General features: G+C 34.2%; 19 protein-coding genes. 4 read left to right on the forward strand and 15 right to left on the reverse strand.

The features are described from left to right. Positions 1 to 276: 276 nt before the first annotated feature. The 5 genes from T335_RS0107680 to ggt all read right to left on the reverse strand — a co-directional run bounded on the left by T335_RS0107680 (position 277) and on the right by ggt (position 6,892). Positions 277 to 921 (reverse strand): undecaprenyl diphosphate synthase family protein, encoded by a 645-nt coding sequence (locus tag T335_RS0107680; protein WP_026477026.1) that lies wholly within the window; start codon positions 919 to 921, stop codon positions 277 to 279. 114 nt (positions 922 to 1,035) lie between these two features. Continuing rightward, the gene (locus T335_RS0107685) at positions 1,036 to 1,296 is read right to left on the reverse strand and encodes a GIY-YIG nuclease family protein (protein WP_026477027.1); all 261 of its coding nucleotides are present in this window, start codon (positions 1,294 to 1,296) and stop codon (positions 1,036 to 1,038) included. Positions 1,297 to 1,312: 16 nt separating this feature from the next. Further along, a complete protein-coding gene (locus T335_RS0107690) occupies positions 1,313 to 4,012 on the reverse strand; it encodes an ATP-binding protein (RefSeq protein ID WP_026477028.1) in 2,700 nt (899 codons plus the stop codon). Next, the gene (locus tag T335_RS0107695; protein WP_026477029.1) at positions 4,009 to 5,262 is read right to left on the reverse strand and encodes a metallophosphoesterase family protein; all 1,254 of its coding nucleotides are present in this window, start codon (positions 5,260 to 5,262) and stop codon (positions 4,009 to 4,011) included. The genes T335_RS0107690 and T335_RS0107695 overlap by 4 nt, the downstream gene beginning before the upstream one ends. Positions 5,263 to 5,278: 16 nt before the next feature. Then, positions 5,279 to 6,892 (reverse strand): gamma-glutamyltransferase, encoded by a 1,614-nt coding sequence (ggt, locus tag T335_RS0107700; RefSeq protein ID WP_026477030.1) that lies wholly within the window; start codon positions 6,890 to 6,892, stop codon positions 5,279 to 5,281. 270 nt (positions 6,893 to 7,162) lie between these two features. Here ggt and T335_RS0107705 point away from each other — a divergent pair, with 270 nt between their 5' ends. After that, positions 7,163 to 8,014: a sugar diacid recognition domain-containing protein gene (locus tag T335_RS0107705; RefSeq protein ID WP_026477031.1), complete on the forward strand. Its 852-nt coding sequence runs from the start codon at positions 7,163 to 7,165 to the stop codon at positions 8,012 to 8,014. A gap of 110 nt (positions 8,015 to 8,124) precedes the next feature. Here T335_RS0107705 and mtnA read toward each other — a convergent pair whose 3' ends face one another. The 3 genes from mtnA to T335_RS0107720 form a co-directional block, all read right to left on the reverse strand. Continuing rightward, on the reverse strand, positions 8,125 to 9,171 hold the full coding sequence (gene mtnA / locus T335_RS0107710) for an S-methyl-5-thioribose-1-phosphate isomerase (RefSeq protein ID WP_026477032.1): 1,047 nt from the start codon (positions 9,169 to 9,171) through the stop codon (positions 8,125 to 8,127). Positions 9,172 to 9,182: 11 nt separating this feature from the next. Beyond that, positions 9,183 to 10,385, reverse strand: a complete 1,203-nt coding sequence (gene mtnK, locus T335_RS0107715) for an S-methyl-5-thioribose kinase (RefSeq protein WP_026477033.1) — start codon at positions 10,383 to 10,385, stop codon at positions 9,183 to 9,185. A gap of 77 nt (positions 10,386 to 10,462) precedes the next feature. Next, on the reverse strand, positions 10,463 to 11,113 hold the full coding sequence (locus T335_RS0107720; protein ID WP_034328032.1) for a class II aldolase/adducin family protein: 651 nt from the start codon (positions 11,111 to 11,113) through the stop codon (positions 10,463 to 10,465). 307 nt (positions 11,114 to 11,420) lie between these two features. Between T335_RS0107720 and T335_RS21585 the strand changes: the two genes are divergently transcribed. The 3 genes from T335_RS21585 to abc-f all read left to right on the forward strand — a co-directional run bounded on the left by T335_RS21585 (position 11,421) and on the right by abc-f (position 14,398). Beyond that, positions 11,421 to 11,891 (forward strand): hypothetical protein, encoded by a 471-nt coding sequence (locus T335_RS21585; RefSeq protein WP_026477035.1) that lies wholly within the window; start codon positions 11,421 to 11,423, stop codon positions 11,889 to 11,891. 283 nt (positions 11,892 to 12,174) lie between these two features. Beyond that, complete coding sequence (locus T335_RS22235) at positions 12,175 to 12,318, forward strand: hypothetical protein (protein WP_156943655.1); 144 nt, start codon at positions 12,175 to 12,177, stop codon at positions 12,316 to 12,318. Positions 12,319 to 12,463: 145 nt separating this feature from the next. After that, a complete protein-coding gene (gene abc-f / locus T335_RS0107735) occupies positions 12,464 to 14,398 on the forward strand; it encodes a ribosomal protection-like ABC-F family protein (RefSeq protein ID WP_026477036.1) in 1,935 nt (644 codons plus the stop codon). An 86-nt stretch (positions 14,399 to 14,484) separates the two neighbouring features. Here the strand turns inward: abc-f and T335_RS0107740 are convergent, their stop codons facing one another. From T335_RS0107740 to mntA, 7 genes are all read right to left on the reverse strand, one after another. Continuing rightward, on the reverse strand, positions 14,485 to 15,864 hold the full coding sequence (locus T335_RS0107740) for a GntP family permease (RefSeq protein ID WP_026477037.1): 1,380 nt from the start codon (positions 15,862 to 15,864) through the stop codon (positions 14,485 to 14,487). Between the two features lie 143 nt (positions 15,865 to 16,007). Continuing rightward, positions 16,008 to 17,006, reverse strand: a complete 999-nt coding sequence (gene pdxA, locus T335_RS0107745; protein WP_026477038.1) for a 4-hydroxythreonine-4-phosphate dehydrogenase PdxA — start codon at positions 17,004 to 17,006, stop codon at positions 16,008 to 16,010. A gap of 19 nt (positions 17,007 to 17,025) precedes the next feature. Then, positions 17,026 to 18,339 (reverse strand): four-carbon acid sugar kinase family protein, encoded by a 1,314-nt coding sequence (locus tag T335_RS0107750; protein WP_026477039.1) that lies wholly within the window; start codon positions 18,337 to 18,339, stop codon positions 17,026 to 17,028. A 25-nt stretch (positions 18,340 to 18,364) separates the two neighbouring features. Further along, entirely contained in the window at positions 18,365 to 19,126 is a 762-nt protein-coding gene (locus T335_RS0107755; RefSeq protein ID WP_026477040.1) for a DeoR/GlpR family DNA-binding transcription regulator, read from the reverse strand. 336 nt (positions 19,127 to 19,462) lie between these two features. Then, positions 19,463 to 21,157 (reverse strand): methyl-accepting chemotaxis protein, encoded by a 1,695-nt coding sequence (locus T335_RS0107760; RefSeq protein ID WP_034328034.1) that lies wholly within the window; start codon positions 21,155 to 21,157, stop codon positions 19,463 to 19,465. 281 nt (positions 21,158 to 21,438) lie between these two features. After that, positions 21,439 to 21,846 carry a type VII toxin-antitoxin system HepT family RNase toxin gene (gene hepT / locus T335_RS0107765; RefSeq protein WP_026477042.1) on the reverse strand — a complete coding sequence of 136 codons (408 nt, stop codon included), beginning with the start codon at positions 21,844 to 21,846 and terminating at the stop codon, positions 21,439 to 21,441. Further along, positions 21,839 to 22,249: a type VII toxin-antitoxin system MntA family adenylyltransferase antitoxin gene (gene mntA, locus T335_RS0107770; RefSeq protein ID WP_026477043.1), complete on the reverse strand. Its 411-nt coding sequence runs from the start codon at positions 22,247 to 22,249 to the stop codon at positions 21,839 to 21,841. Before mntA ends, hepT begins: the two co-directional genes overlap by 8 nt. Between the last annotated feature and the right edge of the window lie 279 nt (positions 22,250 to 22,528).

Genomic DNA, 22,528 nt, shown 5'->3' on the forward strand with positions numbered 1-22,528 from the left:
ATTTATATTCGATTTATGCAAAAATAAAAACTAAGTCGCCCATTGTGAAACGAGTAATCTTCTTTATATTCCAACAAATTACTCGTTGAACACTAAGCAGCGATGTTTTTATTTTGCATTTATATAAATATAATATCAATTATGTAATTTCTTCAACTATAAAGTCTAAATTTAGCTATTAAAATTGTATACAAAATACAAAAGCCCATATCCTACAGCAATAAATGTAGAATATAGGCTTCTCTTTTTATTTTACTTTATATATACAGTTAAAGACTAACCACCCAGGGTAATATCCTGCTGTCTATACCAGTCTAGGGCATCATAGAAATGTTGGGGCTTAAAATCTGGCCAATATTCCTCCACCACATAAAAGTCTGCATAAACCGACTGGGCTGGTAAAAATCCACTTAGCCTTCTTCTGCCCCCCCAACGGATAATTAAGTCTATTCTTGATATATCGTTGGATTTTAAACCCCCATAATAATTGGTTTTCAGTCCATCGTTACTATCGGTTAAATGTCCTAAGTCCCACTGCCAGCCATAATTTACAAGGAAGTTTACCTTAAGACCCCCCTTGCCCATATCCTTACGTTTGGTATAGGGAAGTAGTTCTTTAGGAAACATTGGTGAGTCAGTGTTTCCTAAAACTAATAGGGAAGCATCCTCTTTAGAGAGGATTTTTACTGCATCTATACATGCTTTTATAAAGGCTTTCGTTTGTAAGCTTGGGCGTTTGGTATTATCCATTGTAAAACCATAATAAGTTATTTCTTCTATGCCATTTTCTTTACATAATCTATAAAGATCTAAACCAGGTGCCAGTCCCTTATCGTAGCCCAGCTCTTTTGTTAGCCCCTTTCCCACGGCCCATCTTCTATTCCCATCTGGAATTATTCCAATATGTTTTGGTGCTTTCATTATACTCATTCCTTCCTAAGTATTCCTTAGGTGGATTGTTAACAAAACTTTTCAAATTAATACATCATAATATACAAATAAGGTATTTAAAGAAATTTCCTATAAGACTTAAAATTATTCAACAATCACTTTTCCATGGGCTTCTATTAAAGTTTCCTTCTGCTTCCGACTTAATTTTCTTATGGTAGCTTCCCGCTTTTGAGCTTCACTTCGATTAGGTTGTTCTTCCCAATAGACAATTTTGACAGGCAATCGACATCGGGTATATTTAGCTCCAATTCCTTTATTATGAGCCTTTAAACGTGTATTCAAATCTACAGTCCAACCTGTATAAAAGCTACCATCACTGCATTCTAACATATAGGTAAAAGGCATAAAGCCACCTCCTTTATCAGCTTAATTCTATTCTTTTTGTATTGAAGGTAGCTTCAATCTTATTAGCAAACCAATCGTGACATGTAAAAATAAACACCTGTCTTTTTCTACTAATCTCTTTTAATAATGTAAGGTTGTTATCAAGTCGTTCTTCATCCCAATTTATCAGTAGTTCATCAAAGGCAATAGGCAAAGTTTCCCCATTTTTATCAAGATGATCGATTAAAGATAATCTTAATGATAAGTAGAGTTGATTTAGAGTACCTTTACTGAAACTATCACTAATTCTTGTGGGAATTGGGTTGTTCCCCTCCTTTAGATAAATAAGGGTTTCATCCTCAGCATTATCAAGATAAATTTGGGTGTATTTACCATTCGTTATTTTACTTAGATATAGACTTGCATTTTTTAATACATCAGGTTGGTTTTCTTCTCTAAAAAGTTCTTCTGCCCTACCGATAACTTCCCTTAATAAGATTAAACGATCTCTTTTTATATATAAAGCCTCTACTTCTTCTTCTAATAATAGGATTTCACTTTCAATTTCATCGACAGAAGTTTCCTTTAATAATTGACCGTTGCTAATTTCAAGTTCCTTTTTTATTTCCTTTAGTTGTTGTAACTCGGATTCAATTTCTTCAACTTTTTCTTCTGCCCTTTCCAACTGGAGGTCTGAGAAAATCCATGAATTAGATTCAGTATATTCCTTTATTTCCAACAGTAGATTATCTAAATTATGTATTTTTGATAATTGATCTTCAATATGCTTTAGCTTTAATCGAAGTTGTTGGTTCTCTTCTAATCTTTCAATTCCAGCATCAACGGACCCCTCTCCCAAAGTCGTTAGGGTAAGAATTAAAGTGTTCAGTTTTGATTTTTCCTGTTGATATTTGTTTTGTAGCCCTTCTACATCCCTCTCTAAATCAGTTACTGTTTCATCTAAATTGACATTAATTACTTCAAGATTCTTTAGCTCTTGAACTTGTATTTTTAATTGATTTAGTTGTTTTATTAATACTAGATCCTTGTTTAAAGAGCCAAAATTCTTTAAAAAAGACTCAATGTTTTTTCTTCTTACTTCGAAGTCATTATCCTTTTCTGCCAATATTTTCAGCTTTTCATCTACCTCAAATATCAGATCCTTCACTTTAATAAGATTAGTCAGAAATAATTCATTAATGTTGTCTAAAACTAGTTGAGGAATCGGTATATCGGCAAAGATATTGGAGAGTTTTACTCTTTTTTCTTCTAAATCTTTAAGTATATTCATTCTTTTATCACTTAATTTTTCTTGACTACTTTCTCCTGCTGTTTCTGTCATCAACTGTTTTTTCAAACGTTGTCCATTAAACCAATCACTCAAGCCAAATACAATTGATATTCCCCCCATAGCTTGAATCATTGATTGTTTTAAATAGATTCCCAGTACCAATAAGGTTAATCCAATGATTCCAGCCACCATGTAGCTATTTGATATCTTTACTGTTTTTTTCTGTTGTTTTTGAAAATGAAGTAATCCATCAACTTCCTTTAGTTGGGCCTTTAAGGCTTCGATGGAAGTAATCAATAGTCTTAATTCTGGTATACTAAGGCCTTTAATTTTTTGTATTACATCTTCTTCTAAATCATCAGTTAATAGATTTCTAGCTTCATGCTTTAGTCGATCCTTTATCTTTGTTTTGTGAAATTTCAGTTGTTCTAATTCATTCTCTAATGTTTCTAGTTTTAATCCCTCTTGATAATTTTCTTCTATTTCATTCTGCTTAGATAAAATCAACTTCTCTTCTTCAGTAAAGTGGTAAACTTTTTTCTTTTTCTCTGTTAGACTTACCTGTTGTCTTTCTAATTCTTCCCTTAGTTTGTTTAGCTGATCCTTTAATCCATCTAAATCTTCCCTTGTGGTAAAGGGTAAAGATTCAACCATAGACATTTGTCTTAGTCTCTCTACCAACTTCTTCTTTTCCACAACTAAAGTATTAATGGGCGATAATACTTTAGCTTTTTTCAATTGTGTTTTAATGATAATTTTCTCTTGCAACAGGTTATTAATTTTTTCTGCTAATTTTCCTAATTCTTGATCCTGATCCTTAATCTTTTTCTGTCTTTCATGGGCAACAAGTTTTTTGTTTTTTAATTCTCTTATCTTCCCTTCAATTTCCTTTATCACTGTCTTTTTTCTATTACTTTCACTATATATTTGGTTAGCTTCATCGTTTATTTTATTTAAGACTTCTCTCGTATTTTTAATATTTATATTTCCGAAATTAGCAAGAAGTTTGTCTTGAACTTCATCCCACGCTTTTCCCTGTATTTCGATTAAATCCTCCACCCTTAAAGCATAAATTTTATTGTAAATTTCCCAGGAAATATGATTTGCAAGGGGTAAAGGATTATTCCTTAAATCAATTACATTGTCATTTCTTGTCATTTTACCCCAAGGATTACTTAAAAGCTTTCTATGAAGATGAATCTGCTCCCCTTCTTTAGGTTCAATGGTGGCTTTAAATTCAATTCGATCATTATTCCATGAAGCATAGGGATGGGCTTCTCTATTGGCGGGAGCAAAACCAAATAAGATGCTCTTAATTAAATGAAATAAGGTTGTTTTCCCCGCCTCATTTTTACCATAGATCAATACAAGTCTAGAATCTAAAGGTTGTAGGCTGATATTGTTAAACTTTCCAAAGTCAGTAATCGTTATTTGCTGTATTTTCATTTATCATCACCTACCATTCGATAAACTGCTTCTTCTTGTAGTCCCCTAGATAACATCAGCAAATAATTTATCTTTTCTTCTCTTGTTTTCAGTTTTTTATTGGCAAAGCTAATCGTTAGTAAAGAATTTAGCAATTCTTCATCATCCTTTAACCCTTCTAGCCCTTCCAAAAGTTGAAGGGTTTTTGCCAGCACATTTTGACCATCTTTATAGTCATCAACATTCTGAAAAATCAGTAGGTCTTCTGTTTTAATTTTAACCTCCATCAAATTGAAATAAAACTTTAAATCTGCCTCTAATTGTTGTCTATTTTCTTCTTGTTGCAATTCTTCCTTCAATAGACTTCTCCCCAAGAGTTCAATTCTTAAAATTCCTTCATTACCTTGAGGCGCTTTCTTCAAATAATCGGTAATGTACTCTATTAAATAATCCTTCAACTGACTATAGGTACTCACTGTTTCTAATCCATCAATAGAGAGACTATGCCAGATTACTTTTGAGAAGGATATAAACTTAATTTTTGATGGAACCTGAGGATCTATTGTTACTAGTAGACCACCCTTAGCTCCTGTTTCTTTAGGGTTTCGTCCCTGTAAATTTCCACTATAATAAATTTTATGGTCCTTGCCAATCTCTTGAAACTGATGAATATGCCCCAATGCCCAATAATCATATCCCTTTAACTGTAGATCTTCTATTGAGCAGGGGAGATAACGATCGTGTTTTTCTACCCCTGTAGCATTGGTAACCATCGTATGAACTAGACCTACATAGGGTACATTCCCTTCTTTGGTAGGAAAGTCTTTGATTAGATTTCTTGCTTCTTTGGCAGTTTTATGTCCTACCCCTACAATTTTTCCTATTATCTGCCCCTGTTGATCCAAAACTTCTACCACTTTAATTTTATCATCACCAAAGATTGTAACGTTGTCAGGCCAATCCAACCTAGTTCTCATAAAACTACTGTCTCCAGGGTCATGATTACCTGTGGCATAAAAAACCTTAATCTGATGTTCCTTTAGTTTTTTAAAACTATTTAATAACATTTCCTCTGTTTGAAAGGATAGTTGCTTATGGTCAAACAAATCCCCTGCTATTAATAATCCATGTACTTCTTCTCTAATACAAGTATCGATCACTTCTTTGAAGGAATCCCTTAAGCTATTCCTTAGTTTTTCCCTAATGTCATTGTCTTTTGAATAGAAGGTGGTGTCCAAATGGACATCACCTATATGAATAAATTTAAACATGTTTCACCTCATCTTTTTACCAAACTGCTATTGCGCCATCTGTTCTACCTTCTGTTCCCCCTGCCAAAACACCCTTTTCATCTCTCCAAATAATCTGACCTCTCCCAAAAAGGCCCACATCTTCTGCTACAACAATTTCATGACCTAGTTTCTTTAAGTTTTCTTGTATTTCTTTTGGCATTGCTTTTTCCATATCAATACGTTTTTCCTTACTCCAATGCCAACGGGGAGCATCTAATGCAGCTTGTGGATTTAACTTAAAATCTATTGTGTTCATTACCACTTGTAAATGTCCTTGTGGTTGCATAAAGCCCCCCATAACACCAAAGGGTCCTACTGCCTTTTGGTCCTTCGTTAAAAAGCCTGGAATGATTGTATGATAGGTTCTTTTTCCAGGGGCTAGAGCATTGTCATGTTCTTCATCCATTGAGAAGTTATGACCCCTATTTTGCAAACTAATTCCAGTATTAGGTACTACTAATCCAGAACCAAAACCCATATAGTTGCTTTGTATAAAGGATACCATATTTCCTTCTCCATCGGCAGTTGCTAGATATACTGTCCCACCCTTTGGTGGCGTTCCAGCTACTGGCATTAGGGCTTCCTTACCGATTAACTTTCTTCTTTCTGCTCCGTAAGCTTCTGAAAGAAGTTCTTCTACCTTTATTTTCATCTCTCGGCTATCGGTAATATACTTTAGTCCATCGGCAAAGGCTAGCTTTAGAGCCTCCATCTGCTTATGATAGGTATCTACACTGTCTTTATCCTTTATATCAAATTCAAATCCTTTTAATATATTCAATGCTATTAAAGTAATTAATCCTTGTCCATTAGGAGGGATCTCCCAGACATCATACCCTCTATAATTTACCTTAATTGGTTCTACCCATTCTGGTTTAAAAGCAACTAAGTCTTCTTTATTTAAATATCCGTTGTATTCCATCGAAAACTGATGGATTTTATCTGCTAGTTCACCTTCATAAAAAGCTTTACCATTTGTTTCTGCAATTAATTCTAGTGTTCTCCCGTGGCTTGGTGATTTCCAAATCTCCCCTGCCCTTGGTGCTCTGCCATGGGGTGCAAAAACCTTAAACCATTCTTCAAATTCTTTTCCGTCTAAATTCTGACTATAGACTTCAAATGCCTTTGCCCAATATTTTGCTGTAATTGGTGATACCGGATAACCTTCATAGGCGTATGTAATGGCAGGCTTTAAGACTTCTGTTAATGATAATTTCCCGAATTTTTTAGATAACTCACCCCATGCCGCTGGGGCTCCTGGTACCGTTACTGGAATCCAACCAAACTTAGGAATTGCATCTATCCCTCTTTCCTTTAATTTTTCTATGCTAATTCCCCTTGGTGCAGGCCCACTGGAATTTAATCCGTAAAGTCGATCTTTAACCCAAACCAAAGCAAAGGCATCTCCACCGATCCCATTAGACGTTGGCTCCATCACCGTTAAACAAGCTGCAGTAGCAATAGCAGCATCTATTGCATTACCGCCCTGTTTCATAATTTCCATTCCAGCTTCTGCTGCTAGTGGTTGTGATGTAGCTACCATTCCTCTTGTTCCATAAACCACCCTCCGTTGAGAAGGATAGGGATAATCTAACCCATTATAGTTCATTTTTTCTCCCCCTTTACCTACAAAATATTTCGTTTCTCTATATATTCAATATGTAATTGTTGTTTCCTTCATTAATTACTACATAATTTCTTTTAGCAATTATCTTAATTCAATCAACTTTGTTTTTAATTTTCTAAATTGGCAGATTATTTAATTGTAATCTAAAGGAGTTTTTTATTATGTTGTTGAATATTAAATAAGATTAGTTTAGTACTTTACTTATTAAATTAGATATTATTACTTAGTTTATCATTAGAGGGGGTATACTTTATGACAATTATAGAATCGTCCTTTGCACAACAATTGGTCAATTTGATTTATAAAGAGACAGATCAAAATGCTCATATCTTCGGTGACGGTGGCGTAATCATTGCAACTACACAGAAAGAAAGGCTAGGAACCATTCATGAAGGTGCAAAAGATATTATGGCAGGAAAAATAGATTCTATTGCAATAACTAAAGAGATGACTGAAAATCTTAAAGGAGCTAGGGCTGGTTTTAGTGTTGGCATTAATTACGAAGATCAACGTATTGGAGCAATTGGAATTTCAGGTGAACCTATCGAAGTAAAACCTGTCGCTATGATGGCGGCCCATATGATCTCTTTAGAATATGAAAGAAAGCTATTTTTAAGTAAACTAAATGCTATGGCTAGTAATATAAATATTAATCTACAAGAATCTTCTGCAGGCCTAGAAGAATTATCTGCCTCATCGGAAGAACAAAGTGCTACAATAGAGTTTCTAAACTCAATGGTAAATGAAACAAAAACTAAGATTCTAGAAACTAATAAAATCATTGATTTTATTCACAATATTTCTAGACAAACTACCATATTAGGAATTAATGCTTCGATTGAAGCAGCTAGAATAGGTATTGAAGGACGAGGGTTTAATGTAGTAGCTAGTGAAATACAAAAATTATCGGAGCATACCTCTAAATCTGTAACACAAATAGAAGAAGTCATTAAAAATGTACAAGAGCTTGTTAGTAATGTTTCAGATAACATTCTTACTTATACCGACTCCACAAATCAACAATCCATAGTAATACAATCTTTAGCAGAAGAAATGGAAAGCATTACAAGTTCTGTTGATGCATTTGTTAAAAATCTCAATTAAAGGTCACTATTAAAAGAAAAAGAGATCTCAAAATTAATTTGAAATCTCTTTTTCTATCGTTATTAAGTAGAACAGTTATCAATCCCATCAAAGGATTGTAGTCCATTGACTTAGTTATTAAAAAGTTTCTTTAAATTTTCAGGATAGGGTGGGTAAACAATCCCCTTTTCTGTTACAATAGCTGTTATTAGATCATTTGGCGTTACATCAAAAGCTGGGTTATACACATTAATGTTTTCTGGTGCAATCTGCTTTCCAAACCAACTGGTTACTTCTTTATGTCCTCTTTCTTCAATTGGTATTTCCTTACCGGTTTCCATCATCATATCAATAGTTGGTGTCGGTACTGCCACATAAAAAGGAATATTAAAATGCTTAGCTAAGATCGCTAAAGACATTGTACCAATTTTGTTAGCAGTATCACCATTGGCAGCTACTCGATCTGCCCCTGTAATGACTGCATCTACTTTCCCCTGGGACATTAAAAACCCCGACATATTATCACAAATAAGGGTAACATCAATGCCACCATGGGCCAATTCGTAAGCCGTAAGTCTTGCCCCTTGTAAATAGGGTCTTGTTTCATTGGCAAAAACCTTAAAGTCCCATCCTTTTTCTTTAGCAATATACATGGGGGCTGTTGCTGTTCCATATTTGGAAGTAGCCAAACTACCTGCATTACAATGGGTTAATAGGCTCATACCTTCCTTAAGTAAAGTAATTAAATGCTCTCCTATTGCTTGATTAATGCTTTCATCTTCACTATGGATCGTCTTAGCTTCATCTAATAATACCTTTTTCTTGTCTTCTAATGATTGCCCAACCAAGGTTTTTGCTTTAGCTACCATCCGATCTAATGCCCAGAAAAGGTTTACAGCTGTGGGTCTAGACTCTGCTAAATAGTCAGCACTTTTTTGTACCGCTTCCATAAATTCTTCTTCATTTTCAGTTGTTATATTTCTTATGCCAATATATAAACCATAGGCAGCAGCGATCCCAATTAAAGGTGCTCCTCTTAATTCCATGTCTCTAATTGCATGAAAAACATCCTCAACAGTGGATTTTGGATTATATTCCTCTACCTCTGGGAGCTTCAATTGATTGAGTACATAAAGGGTATCGTCCTTCCACTCTAGGGGTTTTATAAATTCAGTCATTTCATTCCCTCCTACCAAATTTTTTCTTTTACTAAGTCAGTTACTTCTTCAATACGATGGATGCTATGTCGATTCATCATGATCTCTTCAGCTAGCTCTAAGATTTGTATCTGTACATCTTTTCTTCTATCTAAATCTTCAATACTGTCCACATCTTTATTGTGGGCTAATCCATGGATTCGTCTAATCATGACTGCAGCTGCAAATCCAAGGGTGTCGGTAAACATTTTATCCATATAGTGATTTTGGTAACCCTCCACCTTAGTAATCATATCCTTTGCATCACGATGCCAATTAGCTTTAAATTTCTCCACAAATTGATTGTAAAAGTCATTAATGGTATTTAATAGATAGCTCCTATAATCACTAATCTCTTCTTTTGCATTATCCTTACCGTTCCAAGAGACATAATTAATTAGAAAGTTACCTATTATCTTACCGACATCGAAGGCTGATGGACCTACAAAAGCAAACTCTGGATCAAAAACTTTTGTTTCTTCACTATTGGCAAAGATAGAACCTGTATGTAAATCGCCATGAATTAAGCTTTGTGCTTCTGTTAAGAACTTATATTTCAACTTAGCTGTCTCTAGACGCAATTGGTTTTTCTTCCAAAAAACTTCTTCTAAATATGGTCTAAGTTTTGGGTTAATATTATTACTCTCGGCATCATAATAGGGGTCTGTAAAAATTAAGTCTTCGGTTATTTTGCACAACTCTGTATTAATGAATTTAGCAACCATCTTCTTTTTCTCTTCTGGGTCCATATAAAGGTCTGATGTGTAAAAAAGTGTATCGGCCAAAAAGGTTGAAATATGGTCTGCAAATTTAGGATGCTTTTCTAAGTTTATCATACCATACCTCATTAACCCCAGGTGGGATAGGTCCTCCATGATAATGATGGCTAGATCATCGTTACGATGATATAATTTAGGAACTAAATCAGGAACAATTTTACTTTGTATTTCTAGTGCATTAGCCTCAAATGTACTTCGTTGAATGGATAAGGGCCAACTTTCCCCCACTACTCTAACATATGGTAGGGCTTGTTTAACTACAACCGACTGGTTTGTTTCCTTCTCTTTAACAATGAAAACCAAATTAAGATTACCGTCCCCGACTTCCTTTATTGTTAGGTCTGCATCATTTGTAAAAATACCTAAATGCTTAACGTATTCTTCAATTTTGGCTTCATTCATTTGATAATATTTCAAAAGACTCCCTCCTTTTCTCAAATATCATACTTTATATCGTAAGTTCTTAAATGAAGACTTTATAAAACCTAACCTTCCTACTCAATTATTTTTTTACTATAGCTTTTTATATAAATTTCTCTCATTTCCTTTACTTCTTTTTCACATAAACCTGCTACATTTTTTCCCATACTTTTTATAATTGACGCTACTTGAGCCGATTTTTCCGCAATTTCTGCTACTGTCCAAGCTTCCTGTAGATTTCTACCCACCGATACTAACCCGTGCTTTGCCATTAAAGCGGCATATCTTCCATCCCTCAATGCTTGTACCACATTTTTTCCTAATTCATCTGTTCCTGGGAAAGCATATTTTGCAACTGGTACAGCCCCGCCTATAATCTGAGCCTGATCTTCTGTATAACATGGTATTTCTTCTTCCATTGCGGCAAAAGCACTGGCATAGATGCTATGGGTATGAACAATTCCCTTTACTTCTTCATATTCTAAGTAGATACTTCTATGAAGGGGCATTTCACTGGAGGCTTTTGCCCTTCCACCAATCTGTTCTCCTGTCTTTAAATCAATGATAGCGATTAAATCTTCTTTCAGTTCTTCATAGGGGATTCCTGAAGGTGTTATCCATATTTGATTCTCGTCTCGCACACTAATATTTCCCCATGTCCCCTTAACCAATCCACTTTTAATCATCTTTAAACTACATTCTATAATACTATTTGCTATCTCCATAGGATCACCTGCTTTTATTTTTTATTTGATGAGATTATATAATTAAAGAAGTTGCATAATTTAATATATATAATGAAAAACAAAAATAATTTTAGAGTTATGGTATTATGCAAATCATCTAATATATTTTCATCATTAACTTTTTTATTTTATTTAATTTGATTATACATTAGTAATAAATGTCAGTAAACATCTTCTTAAGATAACAATATTTTTATTACTTCACCTCTTGTATTACTCAAATAAGATTTCTATCTTTACTTTTCTGTGCTATAATTCTAATAAATCTATTGAAGGAGGGGTAACCATGAAACTTAATTTAAAGCCAGATATTACTTTAAGCACCCTTCTAATTTATGAAATTATCATGATTGCCATTTCTGCCTTCATTGTTATACTTTCTATTTGGAACTTATTTTTCATTTTTAGTACCGACACCTACTTACTTATACGCAGAATAGACTTTATTGTGTGTGGTGTTTTTGCTATTGACTTAATCCTTCATCTAATTTTTGCTAAAGATAAAATTCAATGTATGAAGAAAAGCATTATTACAGTAATTGCTATTGTGCCTTTTGCTAGCTTGTTTCGAATTGCTGGTATACTAAGAATAAATAGGATATTTTTTCTTCTTAAATCTCCTACAATAAGTGCAGGATCTGGTTTAGCAAAACTATGGCATTTTTTTATGACCCCTGCAGTAATACGTATATCAAAATTCTTTAATCTAGCTCGATCATATTTTAAAAAACATACAGATTCCCAAGATCAAGAGTAAGTTTGGGCTATTTTTTCTATAACTGACTTAAATAATCCACAGAATTCCTTTTATTACTTTAGAAATTGAATTAATTTTGTGGAAATTCTGCATATGTCTGGGGATGAATTAAAATCTACAAAGATTAACTAATTTATAATTAAGGTTTGTATTATGCTACAAATGAATGGGTATCGTAGAAAAAGAGTCTAAATTAAGTATTTTCAAAAAAATAGTTGTAATACATTAATAAAACATGTTATAATTTCTATAATTTCTAATATGTGTAAAAGGAGGTGTAAAGATGGCGTATATCACTTTAGTAAATGGAATTTTGAACAGATTACCTATTTTTTCAAAAACAGCAATGCTAGTTTTAACCAAGGGGTTAGTGTGTCCAAAATTCAATAGTAATTTACTAAAGGGAAGTACATTGTCTTATACCTAATCTATTTACTATTTAGTTAATAAATATAAACCTGGGTAAAGATTACTTTGCCTAGGTTTTTTTGTTTTTGTATAACAATATAAAAATAGGTTTGACTATTTATCTAGGTAAGGTTATCTTCCCCCATTTTAAGGAGGAATAATTAATGGTCCATTTATCTTTAAAAAATATAAAAAAATACTATGGTGGCAACTTGATTTTAAACAATATTACCTTCGACATTCTATATAAAGAAAAGGTCGCCATTATCGGTAGAAATGGTACTGGTAAAACAACAATTTTTAAAATAATTAACCAAATAGAAAAGCAAGATGAAGGTCAACTTGCCATCAAAAAAGATACTACAATAGGCTATTTAGATCAGATTCCTGTTTTCCCCCAAACCTTCACCGTTAAAGATGTTTTAGATACTGCCTTTGAAAAAGAACTGAAACTATTAGCCAAAATGAGCCAAATGGAAGTGTCTATGACTAAGGGAAGCCCCCAAGAGATTGAAAAAATCCTTAAAAACTATGGCGAGTTACAACAGGAATTTACTGCTATAGGGGGTTATAACATGGAGGAAAAACTAAGTAAAGTCTCTGATGGCTTAAAAATCAGTCAAGAACTGATGAAAAGAGTCTTTAATAGTTTAAGTGGCGGAGAAAAAACCCGTATACTATTAGGACGAATTCTACTACAGTCCCCAGACCTACTACTATTAGATGAGCCCTCTAATCATCTTGATATGGACTCAATAGAATGGTTAGAAGATTATTTAAAGGGCTACGATGGTACAGTTTTAATTATCTCCCACGACCGCTATTTTTTAGACCAGACAATTGGTAAAGTAATTGAAATTGAAGAAGGAGAAGCGGAGGTCTATTTAGGTAATTATTCTTTTTATGTAGAAGAGAAAAATCGAAGACTATTACTAGCCCTAGAAGATTATCAAAACCAACAAAAGAAGATTAAATCGATGGAGGAAAGCATCAAACGGTTTAAAGATTGGGGAAACCGTGGCGATAACCCAAAGTTCCATAAAAAAGCAGCCTCTATTCAAAAACGTCTTGATAAATTAGAAAGAATGAAAAGACCCCTTCTAGAAAGAAAAAAGATTCAAGTAGATTTTGCTGCCGATGGTAAGTCTGGGAAGGATGTAATTAAAATAAATCAATTAAATAAATCCTTTGACAATTACCCCCTTTTAAAGGACCTAAATTTCCATTTAAGAGCAAATGAAAAAGTGGGGATTTTAGGTAAAAACGGCAGTGGTAAATCCACTCTATTTAAATTAATTAATGGAGAATTTATAGCCGATGCTGGGGAGATCTTGATAGGAAGCAGTGCTAAAATAGGCTACTTGCAACAGAACCTCACCTTTCCTGATGAAAATTTAAGCATATTAGAAACGCTACAGTTTAGCTGTAATATCACCATCGGAGAAGCCCGCAGCATCTTGGCTGGGTTTTTATTCTATGAAGAAGATGTCTTTAAAAGGGTAGGAAATCTATCGGGGGGTGAAAGAAGTAGGCTTCGCCTATGTCAATTGATGCACCAGGATATTAATACCCTTATTTTAGATGAACCCACCAACCATCTAGACATTGAATCTAGAGAAATGCTAGAAGAAACATTAGAAGATTTTAAGGGAACAGTTCTCTTTATATCCCACGATCGGTATTTTATTAACTCCATTGCTCAAAAGGTCTATGAATTGTCGAATCACCGCCTTATTGAATATGCCGGAAACTATGATTATTATAAACATAAAAAATTGGAGCTAAAAGAGAGGAAGGAGAAGCAACTTAACCCTAACCCACTAGAAAAAAAGAAATTAGAAAAAATTGTTGATGGAAAGAACTGTAATCATAAAAAGATACAATCTAATAAACCTCATAAACCTCTATTAAAAATTAAAGAGGTGGAAGAGAAAATCACTAGCTTAGAATCAGAAATCTATCGGCTAGATGAGGAAATGATTAAAGTAGCTACCGATTACTTAGAAGTTCAAAATCTACAGGAAAATAAGGAACAGCTCCAAAGAGATTTAGAAGCATTGATGGAAGCATGGTTGGATTTATCTACAGATGGTGAATAAAACAGTAGGAGGTGAGTAAATTATTTACCCGCCTCCTACTATTTTTATTACTTAATATTTCAATTAACCATAACTTTTTGTTTCAATTATCCAAAGAAGGCATTTAAAACTAATAATCCCACTAAGCCTACTCCCCAAGCAATGGTTGTTGTTACAGACCATACTCTAATTTGCTCTTTTACGTTTTTAATTCCCAGCATACGATTCACTACCCAGAAATAACTATCATTGAAATAAGAGAAAATCAAAGAACCGACGCAGGCTGCTAGGGCAGCAAATACAGGGTTTACATCTAAACCAGCTATCATAGGTGCTGTGATGGAGGCTGCTGTTACCATTGCAACAGTACCACTTCCTTGAATTAAACGAACTGCCGAAGCTACAATAAAAGGAATTAGAATGACCGGTAAAGAAGTTTCAGCAATTAATTCAGCTAAATAGTTTCCTGTACCACTATCCCTTAATACTGTACCAAGGGCTCCCCCACCACCGGTTACTAATATAATGATGCCGGCAGAACGGATTCCTTGTTCCATTTTTTCTATGGTTTCTTCTCTTGTAAAGTTTTTCGTTAACCCTAAAATAGCAATAATTAAACCAATTCCAACTGCAATTACTGGTGTCCCCACAAAGGTAACCACACTAGCAATAGAGCCTTCTAATTTTAGAATATTGGCTGATACTGTGTTCAGTAGAATTAGAATAACAGGAATAATAATTGGTGCAAAGGCCATAAAGGCAGAAGGTAATTTAGCCCCATCGTTATTTACCTCTTTTGTGGCAGCCTCATATGTAAACGTTTGATAGTCAGGACGGATCCAAGTATCCCCTTCCCCTGGAAGTTGATAAATTTGTTTCCCCAACCACTGTCCATATAGCATACCAGCAAAGGTCATTGGAATTGCAAGAACGATACCCCAAAGTAATAGACTTCCTACACTAACTCCAAAGATACCAGCCACTCCTACTGGCCCCGGTGTAGGCGGCACTAAGGAATGGGTAATTACTAAACCTAATGCTAGGGCAATCCCTAAGGAAACTACAGACTTTTTAGTCTTCTTTGATATTGCCTTAACCAATGGTGATAAAATAACAAAGCCTGAATCACAAAAGATAGGAATTGAAACAATAAAACCAGTAATAGCCATTGCCAATTCTTCTCTTTTCTTCCCAAGGATTTTAATAAAGGTTAAAGCCATTCTTTCAGCTGCCCCAGATGCCTCAAACAATTGCCCCATCATTACACCAAAACCTATAATGATTCCAATACTCCCTAAAGTGCTTCCAAAACCGTTGGTTATAGAAGTTACTACACTATTTGCTGGCATGCCACCAACAAGACCTGTTACTGATGCTGCAATGATTAAAGCTAGAAATGCATGGATTTTCGTCTTTAGGATTAACACTAGCAGTAAGATGATTCCTAAAACTAATCCTAATACCATTTGACTACCTGAAACATCCATTTAAAACTCCCCCTTATTATATATTTTTTATTATTATTTTTTGTTAAATAATTATCGGAAACGTTTTCATCATCCTTCTAAATAGAACTTTAAAGGTGAACCTTTAAAGTCCTATTTAGATATCTATTGAATTATCTAATTGTTTATTTTCTAAAATAAGGGCCATACTTAGCTGCTACTTTTATTGCTTCTATCATACTTACTGCACTAGCTCTACCTGTCCCTGCTAAATTAAAGGCAGTACCATGGTCAACAGATGTACGTAAAAAAGGCATATTATTTGTTAATGAAATGGTTCTTTCAAAATCCACCATTTTTGTAGCAATATGTCCTTGATCATGGTAAAGGGATAGGATCGCATCATATCTACCCTGTACTCCAAAGTGGAAAACTGAATCTGCCGGTACTGGCCCAACAACATCAATTCCTTTTTCCCTGGCCGCTTCAATAGCGGGAACAATTTCATCCACTTCTTCTCTACCAAACAACCCATTCTCACCACTGTGGGGATTTAAGCCCGCAACTGCCAGCTTAGCATCCTTAATGCCTATTCTTTCTAAGGCTGCACAGGACCTTTCGATATAGTCTAATACCCTCTCCTTTTTAACTAAATCGCAGGCTTCCCTAAGGGAAACATGTCGAGAAAGGAAGAATACCCTTAATTTATCTACTTCAAATACTGTTAATGGATCTTTTGTATTGGTTAGATCAGCTAATATTTCAGTATGACCTATATAATCTATATTAGCTGCTTTTAATGCCTCTTTATTGATTGGGGTTGTTGCCAAAACATCTACATCTCCCTTAAGGGCTAAGTCTACAGATGTCTTAATATAATCAAAAGCCGCCTGACCTGCCATTGCCTGCACCTTTCCATACTGAAGGTCTTCAATTACAATATTTTCTAGGTCAATTAAATTTAAAACGCCTGCTTGATAATCCCCTTCTGATACTTCTTTAATAACATTAATTTTTAAATCTATTTGGCATATTTCCATAGCCTTTAATAGGGTCTGCTTTTCTCCAATGACAACAGATTTACTAATTTCATGGATCTCTTTTTGATTAAAGGCCTTTACAACTATTTCTGGCCCAATCCCTGCCGGATCACCCATTGGTACTGCAACTATCGGTCTCTTCATTTTTCATTTCTCCCTTCTGTCACTTTAAGTTATAGTATTCATTTGATATTTTAGTTAATAAGTAATCAATACATTCCACCATCGCCATGTCGTTACCTACCAGCCCACCCTTTGTAATTACAGGCGTATTATCATATGCACCATTGATCACTCTACCGTAGGCTGCTAAGGGCAGTACTTCATCCTTTACCTCTATACCTGATGAATTTAATTCGCTACAAACTTCAACAGTTACGTCTCCCCCACTGGTGTAGAGACCTCCAATTAAGCCCTTACTAGCCTCCATCACTTTTGCTGTTATTTTACCTAAACCATTGGAAATTCTTTGGGCGGCATCATCTTCTGAAATATTAATCGCTGCACTTACTTCCTTTAAATTTAGAATTTTACTTCCGTTGGTGGTAACCCCAATTACCTTAAACCCATCTATTTTCTCCATAATTTCTTCCACTGCTCGATTAATTTCCTTCTCCCGCAGAGCTATATCTAGTAACATTTCTGGGTTAACTTTGACAATATGAGGGTTATGTTTTAACTTTAATTCTTCCAATTGTCTTTTTGTTTGTTGGGTTACACTACCGACTGCAAAGAAGGCCTTTTTACCCGGTATACCACTGACATCTTCCCCCACAAGGTGCTTTGCCAGCATAGCTGTGAAGGGGCCTGGATCTACTGCTATTACCGATAACTGAGATTTAGCAACAGCCTTAGCAATGACCTCTATCTCTTCATCGGTGGTGGCATCAATAACAATTATTTTTGAGCCCTTAGCTTTTTCTTCAAGAATTCCCTCCTTCAAGGAATCTGATCCCTTCAAGACTTCCTTTAAAGGGATATATCCAACAGTGGTTTTCGTCTGCCCTTTGATCACTTCCAGAATACAGGAGGTGCTAACAGGTGTTTTAGGGTCCTTTGCTACATCGGTTTTTTCTAAGGGTATGGAATTTACCAAAAGATACCCCCCTGCTGAAATTCTTCCTGATGTAGGATAAGATGCTACTACGATGGCAACCTCATCACCCTTTAGCGTTGTTAATACTCCATCTATCTCAGCACCAATATTCCCCCTCAGGGTACTATCAATCCTTTTACTAAAAAACTTGATATCCATACTTTTAAAGTGGCTGGTGGTATCAGCAACTAATTTGTAGGCTTCTTCTTTTTTTAAGCCTCTACTATTTGTGGTTATAGAAATAACATCAAGATGTTTATTTCTATTGGTTAAATCATTTAGATTTAAGTAAGTAGCTACTTGAAAACCTTTTCTTGCAAGCAATACGCCTGTAGCATTTGCTCCTGTTAAATCATCAGCTATTACAACTACCTTTGGCATGGTCCCCCTCCTTTGTGACTTCTATCTAAATTAAATCTAAGCTAAGATTTTTCTCCTTTAACAGCTTGATTACTTCATTATCTAGCTCAACATCTGAAATAATTAGATCTAGATCGTCAATGGCACAAACCCTTGCAAAGCTTTTCTTTCCAAATTTAGAACTGTCCGTCAGTAATATTTTTTTGTCGGCAGCCCTTAACATCCACTGCTTCAACTTTGCCTTTTCTATTGAAGGTGTGGTAATTCCATATTTTATGTCTACAGCACTTGCCCCAATAAAGATAATATCAGCAAAGATGTCTTGAAAAAACTCTCTAGCATAGGAACCCAAAATGGTACCTGTATTTCTTTGGATGGCTCCCCCACAACAGAAAACCTTTATATTTTCATAGGGATGTAGGAAGGCTGCTATCATTACATCATTGGTTATTACTTTAAGATCTTCTATATGTACAATTTGCTTTGCAACCTCCATATTGGTTGTTCCAGAATCTAGAATAATCGTGTGACCAGCTTCTACTAAAGAACTAGCATATTTAGCAATTTTTATTTTAGACTCTATATTAATGCTGGCCTTTTCTTGATAAGGGATTTCCTTTATCAGTTGAGCCTTTAAAACGGCCCCGCCATAGGTTCGGGTTACAAACCCTTCCTCTTCTAGTATTTGTAAGTCTCTTCTTATGGTCATAGTGGATACATTTAGCTTTTCTGCTAGTTCTTCAACAACCACCTTGCCATGCTCTTTTAGATAATTGGTTATCTCTGTTCTTCTTTCAACTGGTAACATAAAGAGACACTCCTTGTCACTTATTATAAGTTTTTGTCGGTTTAATGTTTGATTTGAACATTAATTATATTAACTTATGTTTATTTGTGTTTATTATAAACAATATTAATCAAATAATCAATAGGTTTTTTGAAATTTTCTGTATTTTATAATGTTTATTTTTTAACTATTATAGTCAATAAATAAAATAAACTACTTTCCTTAGCTTTATTAATAAAGACACAGCAATTAGGGGATGACATTGTCATCCCCTATAAACTCATCCTTGGCTTACATAAACCTAACCCTCAGTATAGTCTAATACTTTTGGTTTATTTTAGTTTATTTTAGTTTATTTTAGTTTATTTTAAACTTTTTCATTTCTTCTTGTAGCTCTTCTGCTAACTGCGCCAAGCCTTGACTAGCAGAGGCAATTTCCTCCATAGAAGCTGTTTGTTCTTGTGTGGCTGCAGAAATGTTTTGGATTTCTCCATTAACATCTCTGCTCATTTCCTCTAGCTTTTTAGTTGATTGAACAACATCTTGACTGTTTTGTGATACTTGATGACTTGTACCATAAATATTTTCAATTTGACTATTAACTTGATGGATTAAGCCCGTTATTTCTTCAAAGGTTCTTTTTGTATTATTGGCTACTTCCATTCCCTCTTCTACTATTTTTAAACTTTCTGACATGGCTGTATTGGTACTTCTAATATTGGAGTCATTCTCATTAATTAAATAATTAATTTCTTCTGTTGCTTTTTGTGATTGCTCTGCCAATTTCCTTACTTCTTCTGCCACTACAGCAAAGCCTTTTCCTTGTTCCCCTGCCCGTGCTGCCTCTATTGCCGCATTTAATGCCAATAGATTTGTTTGGGCTGCAATTCCTTGAATAACCTTAGTAATTTCATTCATCCTATTAGAACTATCGGTAATTCCTAATAGAGAGTTTTGTACATTTTGAGTACTTCTGTTAATTTGGTTCATCTGAGTTAATACTTTATTAATTTCTTCATTACCAATATTAGATTCATTTAAGACTTTTCCACTTAGGGTATTGATTTCTTCAGCATTTTCAGAAACCCCTTCTATATCTTGAGAGATTCTTTGAATTTTTGTGTTGGCATTTAATACTTCTTCATGCTGTAATACCGCATTTTCTGCTACTGTACCCGATGAGGCTGCAACGTGTTCTGAGGCTGTAGCCGATTGCTCTGAAATTGCTGTTAATTCTTCTGAAGAAGCTGCCACCAGTTCTGTAGACTCCATAATATGTTCTAGAAAGCTCCGTAGATTATCCATTAATGATTGAAAGGAGTTTGCAAGGACACCAATTTCATCTTTTCGTTTTAATTGCTCTGGTGGAATGTTTTGACTAATATCCAGTTCTCCTACTAACTTAGCAAAGTTAGAAATTGTAATGATAGGCTTTACGAGGGATCCTCCAATAAAAATGGCTAATATGATCGTTACTATTAAAGTCCCTAATATAATCAAAACCAACTCTTTAATATCTTCACTTATCAACCTATCTACAAAATTCTTAGAAACCCCAACATAAAACATACCAATAATATTATTTCTTTCATCTCGAATTGGTGTATAGGCCGTTTGAATATTTTCTCCTAATACCACAGCCTCACCAAGATATGTATTACCTTCTTTTAAAACTACTTCTGCTATTTCGTCAGAAACCTTAGTCCCTACTGCTCGCTTTCCCTCTTGCATTACATTTGTCGTAACCCTTGTATCATAAAGAAAAATTGTCACAGTATTATTTGTTAATCCTGCCAACAAATCAACTATTTCTGTATTATCATTAATTCTTCTATCTCCTTTATATAGTATATTATCGCTTACAGACCAGGCCCCAGGATATTTTAAGTCTATAATTTGTAAAGAAGTTTTTAAGTCGGCATTTGCCTTTTCTATAACGGCTTCTGCAACTGAATCTTTTGTCATTCTTATTGAAAAAATGCCTAGGATACTACATGTTATTAAGATTATTGCTGTAAAACTAATGATCATCCTTTGCTTAATACTTTTCATAGGTATTCCCCCTCAGCTAGTAATCTAAATTTGATTTATGTGATAAATACCCCTGAAACTAGTTGACTAATCAACAGGCTAACTATAGCATAATATTGGAATATAGAAATAAGAAATTTTTACTAATTGAAAAGGGCTTTTTAAAATGATTTTTATTATTACTGTATTAGAAAACTAAATCTTTAAGATTTTACGACTACCTTTCGTTGAATAAATTAATTCGTCGACCTCCAGCCTTTTTTACGCTATTGGAGATCGACGAATTAATTAACTACTCTCTTTTATAAAGTTTTCAACAAAATAGTTACATATAAATTAAAGTCTTCTAAATGATATTCAATAATTTTCTGTAAAATATTAATATTAATCTGTTGATAATCGTGTACTGCTATATTTCTAAAGCCTACCATTGCTTTTAAGTTTGTTGAAATTTCTTCATTAATAATGCTATTTTTCTCTAAAATTGCAAAGGCCTCTCTGCTACTTTGTGGTATTCCTAAACCCTCCTCCGCAATAATATGCATAGCTAAATCAATTGAAGCTTCGCATGCCCTTTGTAGATTTAAGATTATTGAATCCTGTTTAGTGTAATTATACAGGTTTTCAGGGTTTCCTTGATATTCTTCTTTAATTCGCTTTATACAACGATTTATAATTTCAGTTTTATTAAGGATAATATCTTTATTCACTCATTTTACCCCTTTCTTTGATCTTATCTAAAATAGGCTTTCTTTCTTCGTTAAGCTTAGCATATTCCTTCAATACTTTAACCTTATACTCTGCTACCTGTTGTCTATCTTCTTCATAGATCACTTTACCATAGCCAATAATTTGTACCTTAAAAACAGTAGATGCCTTTTCTAGGTCAATTAAATCAACATCTAAATTTATCATACCTGCCAGCTCTTGAGCCAACATAAATAATTGATAACTATCAACTTCCTTATCTCTTAAGAAAGCGATATCCAGATCACTATCCCACCTCATATTGCCCTTTGCTACTGAACCAAAAATGATAATCATTTTAGCTGATAATCTCTCTAGTAAAAATTCTTTAACAATATTCATTTTAATTTGTGGGAGGCTGTTCATATCTTATTTCCCCTTTAAAAGTTTTTCCTACTATAACATCCACAATCAATGCCCTAGTATTCTATCAATACCAACACATTTTACAATATCTACTTGAAAATATTTATTTTCGATACCTTCTTGGTATTCTCCAACCCAGTGTATACATTGATTCTATTATATTTGTAACAAATTGTCAAAGTGTAAAATTCTGTTTTTTCTCCAAATTAATTTCTATCAATTACTTCTTTACTTTGTAAATTTTCAATTGGACAAAAGAACATTTTAAAATCAACACCA

It is taken from the genome of Alkaliphilus transvaalensis ATCC 700919, assembly GCF_000621485.1.
Taxonomy (GTDB): Bacteria; Bacillota; Clostridia; order Peptostreptococcales; family Natronincolaceae; genus Alkaliphilus; species Alkaliphilus transvaalensis.